The organism is Mesobacillus sp., from assembly GCF_047739415.1.
GTDB lineage: Bacteria > Bacillota > Bacilli > Bacillales > Cytobacillaceae > Mesobacillus.
This window is the reverse complement of sequence record NZ_JBIQOE010000307.1, coordinates 54546-66838: the sequence shown is the minus strand read 5'-3', so window position 1 is coordinate 66838 and position 12293 is coordinate 54546. Positions and strand designations below refer to the sequence as shown.

At 33.4% G+C, this 12293-nt stretch carries 11 protein-coding genes; all 11 read left to right on the top strand.

Annotated elements, in window-relative coordinates:
- The first annotated feature begins 89 nt into the window (after positions 1–89).
- The 11 genes from ACH0QE_RS25285 to ACH0QE_RS25235 all read left to right on the top strand — a co-directional run bounded on the left by ACH0QE_RS25285 (position 90) and on the right by ACH0QE_RS25235 (position 12292).
- Positions 90–401, top strand: coding sequence for a hypothetical protein (locus ACH0QE_RS25285; protein WP_415779265.1), 312 nt, complete (start codon positions 90–92; stop codon positions 399–401).
- Between the two features lie 4 nt (positions 402–405).
- Positions 406–690, top strand: a complete 285-nt coding sequence (locus ACH0QE_RS25280; protein ID WP_415779264.1) for a hypothetical protein — start codon at positions 406–408, stop codon at positions 688–690.
- Positions 691–704: 14 nt separating this feature from the next.
- Positions 705–1673: a conjugal transfer protein gene (locus ACH0QE_RS25275; RefSeq protein WP_415779263.1), complete on the top strand. Its 969-nt coding sequence runs from the start codon at positions 705–707 to the stop codon at positions 1671–1673.
- Positions 1664–1993: a hypothetical protein gene (locus ACH0QE_RS25270; RefSeq protein ID WP_415779262.1), complete on the top strand. Its 330-nt coding sequence runs from the start codon at positions 1664–1666 to the stop codon at positions 1991–1993. Before ACH0QE_RS25275 ends, ACH0QE_RS25270 begins: the two co-directional genes overlap by 10 nt.
- 24 nt (positions 1994–2017) lie before the next feature.
- Positions 2018–2470: a TcpE family conjugal transfer membrane protein gene (locus ACH0QE_RS25265; protein WP_415779261.1), complete on the top strand. Its 453-nt coding sequence runs from the start codon at positions 2018–2020 to the stop codon at positions 2468–2470.
- 35 nt (positions 2471–2505) lie between these two features.
- Positions 2506–5040, top strand: coding sequence for an ATP-binding protein (locus tag ACH0QE_RS25260; protein ID WP_415779260.1), 2535 nt, complete (start codon positions 2506–2508; stop codon positions 5038–5040).
- Positions 5037–8363, top strand: a complete 3327-nt coding sequence (locus ACH0QE_RS25255) for a Yip1 family protein (RefSeq protein ID WP_415779258.1) — start codon at positions 5037–5039, stop codon at positions 8361–8363. Before ACH0QE_RS25260 ends, ACH0QE_RS25255 begins: the two co-directional genes overlap by 4 nt.
- Positions 8364–8376: 13 nt before the next feature.
- Positions 8377–8625, top strand: coding sequence for a DUF1292 domain-containing protein (locus tag ACH0QE_RS25250; protein WP_415779257.1), 249 nt, complete (start codon positions 8377–8379; stop codon positions 8623–8625).
- 345 nt (positions 8626–8970) lie between these two features.
- On the top strand, positions 8971–9690 hold the full coding sequence (locus ACH0QE_RS25245; protein ID WP_415779256.1) for a hypothetical protein: 720 nt from the start codon (positions 8971–8973) through the stop codon (positions 9688–9690).
- Between the two features lie 134 nt (positions 9691–9824).
- Complete coding sequence (locus ACH0QE_RS25240; protein ID WP_415779255.1) at positions 9825–10133, top strand: hypothetical protein; 309 nt, start codon at positions 9825–9827, stop codon at positions 10131–10133.
- Between the two features lie 23 nt (positions 10134–10156).
- Positions 10157–12292, top strand: coding sequence for an ATP-dependent DNA helicase (locus ACH0QE_RS25235; protein WP_415779254.1), 2136 nt, complete (start codon positions 10157–10159; stop codon positions 12290–12292).
- Position 12293: the final 1 nt, after the last annotated feature.

Below are 12293 nucleotides of genomic sequence, written 5' to 3'. Positions count from 1 at the left end.
GTGAAGCAATAGAGGATCCGGTCAATGCAAAATATTTAGATGTTATGAGACAACAAGAAACATTTAATCTTTAAAGGGGGTGATAGTGGATGAAGTTGGACAAGCAATCTGAATTAAGAAAAAAACTGAAGAAGATGCTAGTTATTGTTTTAATCATCCTTGCGTTTTTGGTAGCTATTTATCTAGTAGTTTCGAATTTGTCAATAGGACAGGGAAGTTTAGAATCATTGAGGGATAGTCCGATTGGCTGGGTATTCAAAATTGCAGATAGAATGGGGTGGTTTTCGGCTCTTATTGCATTTTTCCTTGTTTCGATAACTGTCTATTTTACTTATGACGAGTACGAGAAGAAAAAGGCAAAACAGTTAAACGAAAAGCCTGTACCAGAAGGGAAGAAATAGTATCATGGATAAAAGTTTCTTAGTTAATTCGTTTAGTAAACCGAATGAGATAGTTAAGGGTGCTTTGGGAGAGGGTATGTCTTTTGGTAATAGTCTGTATCAGAATGAAAGAAATAAGTTGAACAAAGAATTAGAATTTACGGGTGTTCTAGGATCTGGTAGAGGTTATAACTCTAAATTTGATACAAGGGAAATGATAACTGTAAATTTTGGAGGAAAGCTAGTTTCAATGACTATGAATTATTATGAGTTTTTAACTGGACTACCGTATAGTAAAAAGAATGATTGAAAGGAGGTGAAATAATGATAAATAAGCTTAAATTTAAATCGAAAAAGCCTTTTAAAGCTAAAGCTTTGACTGTCACTAAATATGTATTTTGGGCTTTTGTGATTTTAACTTTCGTTCGGGGAATGAATTCTTGGGTGAACAATGGGGAAACAATGGCACAAACAAATAATGAAATTCCTTATGTAGTGAGTGGTGCAGCTCAAGGATTTGCTGAAGCATTTTCGACGGATTATCTAACTTTTATTCCAGATGATAACCAGGAATATTTAGACAGAGTGCAACCTTATTTAGCTTCTAGTCTAAGGACAAATATTCCTCTTGATTTAGCGGCAGCACCAAAAATGACAGTTGAGGCAGCTCATGTTATTGATTTTAAACAAATTAATAACGAAAAGGCTGATATTTTTGTAAAGGTAGATATTTTTGCTGAAGGTGTAAAACCTACTTTGGAAGAAGTTGACCCAACATCTACTGAAGAGAAGCTGCAATCAAAAAAGCTTACGAAATACCTCCAAGTTCCGGTAGCGTATAAGGATAAAAAGCTTTTTATCTATGATTATCCAACATTCGTAAACTTGAAAGAAGATTTTAAGGGAGAGGTTGTAACCGTTCCAGAATTAAGTAGCGTAGATGCTGAACTTCAAGAAGTGATGGAGAAGATGACGACTGATTTCTTTAAAACGTATTCAGAAGGTAGTAGTAGCCAATTAGCTATATATATGTTAAATGGCAATGAAATAAAGGGGTATGAAGGATCTTTAACCTTTACAGGTATGAATTCAGTTCAAGTTTTCGATTTTGTTAATGAGCCTGGAACTGAAGAAAAAGCAGAAATAACAGAAGTTGTTGTTTATGCAGATTCAGCGTGGGAGGATCCTCAAACAAAAATAGTCACAGATCAACATCATACCTTACTATTTAAAAAAGAAAATGATAGATGGTTAATAAAACAATTTTCAGGAGGTTGGAAGCAATGGAAATGATAAAAAAGGGAAATAAATTATCGAAATGGACTTTTGCAGTTGCAGTTGTATTAGTGGCAGGGGTAATTACACTATTTTCAGGGGATTTAGCTTTTGCGAAAGGACCAGGCGAATCTGCTGGAAAGTGGGTACAAGGAGAAGTAAAAGGGTTATTCATGGGTGTAGTTGCTCTTATTTCACTTGGTGCTCTTGTTAAGAGAGAATTTGGTTTTCTTGCAAAGTTTGCAGTAATTGCTATGGTAGTTGGATTATTTATCTGGGCACCTCAAATCCTTCAATCTTCTGGTTCTAAATGGTTTAAAGAATTATTAGGACTATAAGTTATAAGTAAAGGATTGATTTAAATGGAATTTGAAGAGAATGGTCATGTTTATGTAAGGACATATAAGAGGGTTTGGAGATTTGAACGTTACTTTTATAGTTTCGATCGATTCAAATTACCTCGGCCAATAACTTGGTGGCAACTTTGGTATTTCATAATATCTGTTCTCGTAATATTCCTGGTGGATAAATCTACGTTTTTGCTAGATTGGTTAGGTTCTAGTCTTTTAAAATATTTAGCTCTTCCTAGTTTAGCAGCTTACTATCTAAGTCGGATAAAATATGATGGGAAAACGCCTCATAAGTGGATGTACAGCTTGATTAGGTTTTATTTTACGCCAAAATATTTTAGTCGCTATCAACCAGTAGAAAGATCAGGGAGAATCAGAATATTAGGAATGCCACAATTTAGAGAAAGATATGAAATTGAAGTAAGTGATAAAGAAAAAAAGAAAAAACGCCGCAAAAAAGCGTAACGGGTCTTGTATCAGAAATCGAGGGAGGACGAAAGATGAAGTTTCCTGTTGCATATTTTGAGGGAAATCTAGTAATTACGCCTGAAAAAGAATGTTGGGCTGGTTACGAAATTGAAGGTTTCCAATATGATCATAAATCTAAGAACAAAAAAATTCAGGATTTTAAGCGTTTAGTAAGCTTTTTTACGAGTTTAAAACATGAATGCCGGATAATGATCCTCCCTCGTGTTTATTCTTTTCATGAGCATTTTGATGCCCTGAAAAATCAAATTAGTGGACCCTTTGCAGAATATGCAAGGGTTCACGCAAATGACACGAGGGATTATTTAATAAATTTACTAGGTAAGGAAGGTTCTAACCATTCTCAGTATTTGTTTATTAAATTAGATACAAAAAGAGACTGGAATGAAATAAAGAAGTCTACAAAAGAAATGGTTAAATCATTTTTTTTGGAAGCTAAAAGGGACGTAGAAAAAGCTGCCGGATTTGCTGGTATAGAAATTTTTGAACATGAATTTAATACCATATCTGGTGTTGAACAACAAATTTACAATCAATATAGGGCAAACAGTTTTTCTTCAGGAACATCATTAAGACGTTTAGAGGAATCTGAATTAGATTGGATATGTCGCAGGCCTTTCTGGCTTGGAATCGGTCAACCTCCAAAAAGTTCTTTATTCCAAAAAGAAAAGAAAACTGTTGTTAATAACTCAATTGTGCCAGATGGTGTTTATATCAATTCTAATAAAAATAAAGCTGATAAAGTCACTAAAAAAGATAGAAAGGTAATCCGGCCTAGAAAATCTGAATTCTTGAATCTAAGTGAAGGATTAGTACATTTAAAAGATAATCGTACAATAAAACTTACTCAAGATTTAGAAGGGGAAATGACTTCAAGTTATTGCTCTTTTCTAACAATCTCAGATATTCCAGATGGTTATTGGATACCAGGTAATGAATGGCTTTACCAAGTTCAAGATGTTGACTTTCCTATAAGTGTTTCGGTTCATATCGTACCTATGGATCCAGAAACAAGTAAACGAAAAACATTAAATAAACAGCTTGAAATTGAAGAGCAAGGAAAAATGACAAATGAAGCTGGTAAGGATCTTCATTCAGAATTACAACAAGCTTTTGAATCAGTAAAATCTTTGGAACATGTTTTAACTAATTTTCAGTTTCCTTTGTTAGATGTATCGGTAACTTTCGAAACTCACGCAGAAACAGAAGAGGCTTTACGGGATCAAAGAACATGGTTAAAAGATATATTTAATCGAATGGATTTTACGTTGGTATGTCCGGCCGGAAGTCAAATGCAACTAATGCAAGAATTTATTCCTGGATCCAAAAGAAATACAGAAAGGGATTATATTCATCGAATGACACCCCCTGAGCTGGCTTCATCGATGATAGGGGCGCATCGAAAATTAGGTGATAATGAAGGTTATTTTATCGGTTTTACTGGAAACTTAAATAAACCTGTGTTTTATAATCCTGGTCTAGCTCCTTTAGTTAATAAATCTGCTTCAGGATCCTTTACTGGAACATTAGGGGGAGGTAAATCTTACGCCTCTAATCTAATCGGTGCTTATCTAAATGCCTTATATGGGGGGAAATGCTTAGTTATAGATCCTAAAGGTGATAGAGGAAAATGGCAGAAGTATTTAAAAGAGTTTGAAGGGGAATTAGAATATGTTACGTTAAATGACCGTAAAGAGGATTACGGTAAATTGGATCCGTTCGGTTTCCTTGAATTTGATGAAGCAGTTAGGGTTGCACAAAACATAATTACCTATCTTGCGGATATTAAAATAGGTGACGATTCTTATGATTCTCTAATTGATGCTTGTGAAGAAATGAAGGGTATCAATAATCCTTCCATGTGGAAGCTGGTTAGTATTCTTAATGGAATGGAAAAAGATGAACATGCTTTAAAGTTAGCTAGGAAATGCCGATCGTTTCAAAAAGCGCCTTATGGAAAATTGATTTTCCATGATGGTGAGCTGAACACTATTAAAGTTGATAAACGAATAACTATTCTGCAAGTCGATAATTTGCGTTTACCAGACAAAAAGAAGAAGAAGGAAGATTATGATATTACAGAAATGCTTTCTGTTGCTATCATGTATCCAATAACTTCATTTGCAATTAAATTCTCTTTATCAGAAGAATTTACTGTTACGGTACTAGATGAAGCTTGGGCTGTAATGACGACTCAACAAGGTGCAGAATTGGTTGATCGATTAATCCGGACCGGACGAAGTTTAAATGCAGCAGTTTACGTTATTTCTCAAAATGTTCGTGATCTAATGGATGCTAAGAATAATCTTGGTGTGAAATTTATATTTAGATCCTCAGACAATAATGAAATTGATGATATTCTTGAATTTTTAAACCTAGAAAAAACTGAAGAGAATTATGAAATGGTCCGAAACATTCAACCTGGGGAACCCTTATTGCAAGATTTAGATGGAAACGTAGGATTAGTAAGAATTGATTCGGTCTTTGAACATATTCATTTAGCATTAGAAACCACTCCGAAGAAGAAGGAAGAGGGTGGAGTAGCTTGATCAAAAAGGCTCTTTTGCTTATCCTTTCTCTTTCTATTATTTGTTTTATTCCTAGTTATGAGGCTCAAGCTCATGCAGCTGAAAACGATCCTCTTGACGAAATGTTAGATGTCTCTGGGAGTAAATCAAAAATTAAAAAGGAATATAAAGAAGAGCCTTTATTGAACTATCAATTAGATGCAGATGAATCATTCTTTGGAAGTTTTGATATGTTCAATAAATCTCTTCATGGTTTAAATAATATAATTTGGTATGTAAATATTTTCATAACCAAGTTAGTTATTATCCTTCTAGAACAAGCTTATACTTTAGACTTGTTGGGGTCATTAATAAAACATGTAGATAAATTAGTAACAGGAATAAAAAGATCAACTTGGGATGTATTTGCTATTCCTTTTATGGTTGTTGCTGCCATTGTAGCCTTAATTAATTATATGATGGCTTCTAGAAGACAAAAATCTTGGGAGCAAATAATTGTTTTATTCATCCTTATAGGTCTTTCAATGTTATTTTTCACTAAACCAGCTGAAATGCTTAAGACTTTTAATGAAGTCTCTAAAGATGTTTCAGGTGATGTACTTTCTTCGACAATGCCCATTGCTTATAAAAACGTAAACGGTATTGATGATGCTGTTGTAGTTATGGGTAATACAATTTGGAAAAACCATGTGAAATACCCTTGGTATATACTTCAGTTTGGTTCAATTAAAGATGGGAAAGTGGATGGACCTAAACTTTTAAAATTCAAGCCATATTCAGATGAGAGGAAGGATTTTGTTTCTGAACAGGTTGAAAATGGTAATGGAATGATGGAACTGATATATAGTTTAGGGAGATTCATCCTTGTATTATTTTATTTAATTTATACGCTTATCGTTTTATTGATGGTAGGTATATTTAGTATATTGATCCTGGTTTATCAGTTAATTCCTCTTATCCTATTAGCCTTTACAGCTGTAGTATTTGTCATTTCACTTTGGCCGGGGATGGGATTACTTGTAGTACAACGATGGCTGGCTCGAATTGCTAGTGCTGTACTAAGCAAGGTTTTCATTAGTATCTTTTTATCTATATATATGATACTTGCAACCTTGATGTATGAAGCTTTTGATGGCAGAATTATTCTTCAGCTAATAGCTCTTTTTGTAGTTTGTCTTGTTTTAATCCTAGAAAGACAAAGAATAATGGGGATGTTTCAGGCTATTCCTAAAGGTGCTAATGCAGTTGCTAATGAAGTCGAACGACCATTTGATTATAAGGAACGTATGAAAGGTAGGTTGTTACAGGCAGCTGCTTTAACATACGCTGGAACAAATGCTTATCGTGCATTTAAGGGAGTAAACAATGCATGGCAAAAGAAAAAATTACGTCCAGATGCAATGAATTATCTTCAAAATAAATATGATAAAGAAAAAGGGCTTGCGGAGCAAAAAAGTCTAGAAACTGGAAGACCTGTTTATTATAGCGATTTTGTTAAACAAGTTGATGAAAGAATGGAACAGGGATTACCGCTATTTACAGGTGATCAAATTGAAAACGCAACAGATACGCTAAGAGATATTAAAAAACAAAAAGGCGATTTTAACAGGCTTTATCTACCAACAGGCTTAAATACTACAAATCCTGATACTTATACTGATGCAGCCCGTTCATATCAGAATCGTCTTAAACAAAAACAACAAGATTTCGATAGTAAGCGTGAAGCTCATAAATTAAAAGCTGATCAGACAATGCATAATTTAAGAGCACCTTTTCATTTAAAAGAAGATCCAGGTATTCCAATGTCTGATGCTGTAAAAGAAAGACAGAATCAAGCTAAAGAAATGGCTTCTTTACAGCAACCGATATCCAACATGGCAATGGATGAAGTGGCTGCTACAAATGAAAATAATAATCAGATAAACGGATTTAAAGTTAATGTACCTACGGATCAAACTAAACCACAATTTGATAATTCTTATAAAACACCAGAAGGGGATATTGTCGGTCAACGTCAAGAGTATGCTAAGTCATTGAAAGGACGAAAACCAAAAGCTTTATTTAATATTCCTCCTAATGTCTCAAAGCTTACTGAAGAGCAAGCTTCACAACATGTTAGTAACCAATGGGATAAGGCCCAATCTAATATGTCTAAGCAGGAATTTGTTGCAGGTTTAAAGCAACAACAAAGAGATTCGTATGACCAATTTAGTCACTTAAATAATTATCAGAAGTATGAAGAACAAGGTAATCTTGAGAAATATAAAGCGTTATGGCCTAAACAAGCTGAAGAAATTGAAGGGATTAAAGCTTCGACTGGCAAATCTACAGTAGAGTTAAGGGATTCTGCACAACAAAATTATCAAAATAATAAGGTGATTTTAAGTGCAGCTAAGAAAGATCTTGGTATTAATACTGAAACGCTGGTTGCGGTTAAATCACCAAGTTTATCTAATATTAAACGAGAAGTTGAAATAGTTGCAAATGCTAATCCGGTCGATAAAAACACTATTGCAGACAGACAAGCAATTGCTAGAAGTATTAGAAGAAATCCACCGAAAAGTGATTTTATGATTCAAAATAATATTCCGGATCTATCAAATCAGGAAGTTCAACAACAGGTAAAAGTTGAATGGAAAGAACAAGGTGGAAGTACAAAACCTTCTCAATACGTAGATGTTCTTGTATCAAAAGCAAATCAAGCAAAAGGTGAGCTGAGACAATTAGAAGTTTACCAACAATATGAGGCAAAAGGAGATTTGGATTCGTTTAAAGTCCATTTTAAACCTCAAGCAGAACAAATCGAAAAGCTTAAAAATTCTTTAAAGGTTGATACACCTGAATTAATTAATATGGCGAAAAAGAATGTTCAAAACTTAGAATTAAAAGCAAATACAGCTAGTGAATATTTGAATTTACAAACGAAGGACGTAATTAAGGTAAAAGGTCAAGGGAACCAGGTGAAAGAAGTAAAAGTAAAAACACCTGGTGAATATGAACATAAGATACTTTACGGAGATATGCCAAAGCAAGTTGATGTGAAAGTAGATGATGCTTATAAACAATCGATTGTTAATGATTGGAATAAGCAAAGAAATCTTTTTGGCGTTTCAAGAGAGGATTATGTACAAACTCTTGCTGCTACAAAGAAGGAACATTATGGGCGTTTACAAACCTTTAAAAATGCGAAAAGCGCAACCACGGATCCTAATGAATTGGCTCAATTTGAGGAAATGTTTCAAAGGCATAGAGCTGTTTATCTGGACGCAAAAGAACGTCACAAAATTGCAGCTGATATGTTAGGAATTGAACCGAAAAAGTTTTCTAAAAAGAAAAAGGACTAGGGGAGGAAATAAATTGTTTCTAACGCTGAGAAATCAGGAAGAAAAAGAGACAGTATATCAAATAGTTTTAGAGATTGAGAAAGAAGAAACTAGCGATAAATATATTGTTTGCCATAAAGTAAACTATGATGATCCAGCAATATATTTAAAGCTAATTGAAAGTAATGGTATGACCAGTTATGAAGAGATCGATGACGATGAAGAGTATTATCATGTAGACCAAGTATTTGAAAAATTTTTAAAAGAGAAAGTCCCTGTTTAGGGGCTTTTTTAATTCCTACTGGCCACACTCGGAATTAAAATTAAAATTTTTATATATTGTTCGTGTTTTTGATCAAAAATCACAGCTGCAGCGACCGGATCACACCAGGAGTTTTCTCCTGAATCCGAACAATCGAGCCAACCGGCAATTCCGGAATAAGGATATTAGGGAACTATTTCTAAAATCCTACCCATATCTCCTAAACATTTTCCAGTCTTATGTCGATATAGTAAATAGGCACTATTTTTTTATAAAATTTTCCTACCTAATCATTCTTTGGTCGTGATAAAAATGGTAGAATATTTATAAATAGTATTATTTTAGAAAAGGAGAATTTAAAGGATCATGCTCAAAGGGGATACAACAAACATTCTAATTAAACACTTAAATGACTGGTACATTCATCTTAGAAATGGAAGTATAAGAGAAGCAAGTGAAGTTAAAATGACCGTAAATCTAATGGGCGATGGTCAAGAAGACGATAATATTTTATATTATTATGCTCTGTTAGAACATTGGCATATGTTATTGGAAAATAAGATATCTAAAAAAGTAAATTCTGAGCATAAAAGCCTACTAATCTATTATTATCATTATTTTCAGGGATTATATAATTTTAGTCTTAGGCGGTATGAAGATTCGTTGGCCCATTTTGAAAAAGCTGAAAAAAATTTGCACTTAATTGAAGATAAAGAAACATTGTCTGAATTCTATTTGGCTATTTCAACTGTTTTTTACAAAATGGATTTTTGCAGTAATTCCATAAGTTATTTAGAAAAGGCTTTGATGTTTTTCGAAAGACAAAACCAATATCAAAAGGAATGTACGGAGTGCGAGATACTTATTGCAAAAAATTACGTATCCTTAAATCAGCTGGACAAAGCACAAACTCATATTAATAAGGCATTCGAATACTCTAAGGATATTGAAGAAAATAACGTTGTAAGAAAGGTTTTTTTATACCAAGAGATTCTAAACACGAAATTAAATGGAAATAACAAAACTCCTGATTCGAGTAAGAAGGTTCCGAAACAAAATAAGGCAATTTATTTACTAAAAAGATAGAATTATCTCCTACCGGCATAAGAGGGCTGGTTTTTTTTACACCTTTTTTTATTTCTGTTAAGGTTGGTTTATTACCTAGATTCATGTATAATAATGGTAAGGTTTATTACATTTTTGAAGGGGGTTTGAATAAATTGGCTAGGCAGCAAAACTTAGATATTCCTAATGTTGTAGCAGATATGTACGATCGTTTAAAACATTGTACTAAAAAGAACAAAACAGATTTCTTAATTGAGTGGATCTTAGAAAGTTATAAAAATACATTTCCTGATCATTGCACGGTTATTCAGGATATTGAAATCTGTTTTGTAAAGAAATCTAATTTAGACAACATGCTAAAAGAAATATCTAAACTCGAAAAAAAGGGTTTAATTGTTGATGATATTCTTATCAAAAGCTTAACCGAAAAGTATCAAGGTTATCCTCTTGATTGGATTCGTTAATAGTTTAGAAAGGGGTGGTTGAATTGCCGGAAGCTACTGAGAATCTAGAGGTGCTTTTAAAATCTCAGCTGGATAAAGTCTTTGAAAAAGGAGGTGTTTTAGAAGGATATTTTGATGGTTACGAGCCTAGACCTAGTCAAATAAAAATGGCTAAAACGATTATTGATGCTTTAGTGTTAGATAAACACGCATTGATTGAGGCTGGCACAGGAACAGGTAAATCATTAGGCTATGCAATTGCAGCGGCCTTATATTCGATTTTTGAAAAGAAAACAATCATATTAAGTACACATACAATTACTTTACAAAATCAGTTAATTGATAAGGATCTGCCTCTAGTTCAGAGAGTGATTAAGGATTTAACAGGTGAGGAAATCAAATATGCATTGGCTAAAGGTAGAGGTCATTATTTATGTACCAGGAGGCTAGTCGATTACTTATCTGATGGTTTAGAAAAAGAGAAGCCTCACTTGGAGGAAGCTCAATTAGTAGCTAAACAATTGGGAAACATGAGAACAGGGGATAGAAGCGAAAGTTTAACTGATATTCCTTATGAACTATGGCAAGAGATCAGAGGGGAAAGTGATGATTGTCTAGGAAGTGACAGCCCTTTTTATAATGGCTGCTTTATCCAGGAAGCAAGAAGGAAATTGAAAGAATCTCAGATTATTGTTTGTAATCATGCTTTGTTTTTTACGGATCTTAATTTACGACAAAAAGGTCTTAGTGGGATTCTTCCTGAATATGATGCCGTTGTTTTTGATGAAGGTCATCGAATAGAGGATGTGTTCTCTAATTTTTATCAAAAGAACATATCATTAAAAGTGGTGTCTAATTTATTTGATCGTTTCCTCGATCGTAAATCTAAATGGATGAAAGAAGAAATAGAACCTTCGGATGAAAATGAAGAAGTTATTACTATTCCTGAAACATTCATCGAACGTGTCCAGGAATATAAACAAAAGATCTTGTCTGATTTACTTTTAATATTTGCTGCTGTATCAAAAGAAATGAAAAGGCATAAAAAACACCAGTATTTATTAACGAACTCGATTATTAAAAGTAATAAAAAAATTGATTATGCCTTCAATGAATATATCAAAGAGTTGAAAACACTAAGAATTTCTGAGAATTGGGATCGTCAGATTAATAGAGGGCTAGAAACATACATTGAATCAGTTATTACAATTAAAAAAGATATTTCACATTTACTATTAAATAAAGATTCGGATAAATGGGCTAATTGGGTAACTTATAAAGCCCGAAAAGACGATCCAGAAGAGGAAGATGACTTAAGTCTAGCTGCAAAAATAAAATTCACTGGTTCCCCCATTGAATCAAATACAGTCTTAGAAAATACTTTGTTTAAAGATGTTACTAGTATTATAGCAAGTGCAACTTTAACTACAGCTGGCAACTTTGATTTTATTTCTAAAAGGTTAGGTATCGGCAATGATTATATTGGTGTTCAAATAGATTCACCGTTTAATTATAAAGAACAAGCCCTTTTAATTATTCCGGAAAATGCTCCTAATCCAAAGCCTAAAAGACGTTTAAATGGTACTATGCCAAGGAAGGATCCATATAAAACATATATAACTGAAACATGTAAACAGATACTTGAATTTACAAAGGGGAGAACGTTTATTTTATTTACTTCTTATCGCCACTTACAAGAAACATTTAACGAGTTGCAGCCCTGGTGTGAAGAAAACGGCATAATTCCTATTCAACAAACAAGTGGGACCGACCGAGAACAAATGATACGTGATTTTAAAACAGAAGAAAAAGCCGTTTTATTTGGCGCTGAATCCTTTTGGGAAGGTGTAGATATTCCTGGTGATGATTTAGTATGTGTCGTTATTGTAAAGATTCCTTTTCCTGTTCCTTCGGAACCAATTGCTGAGGCTAGGATGGAAAAACTCAAAAGAGAGGGAAGCGATCCTTTTTATAATTATTCTTTACCTATGGCTATATTAAAAATAATGCAAGGTTTTGGCCGGTTAATTAGGCGTGTTACAGATAAAGGAGCTGTCATAATATTAGACTCCCGTACTATTAATTCCAAATATGGATCTAAAATTATTGATAGTTTACCGGATGTACCATTATCTTATGAAATTAAAGATATTCAAAAAATGATTAAGAAAGGTGATTAAA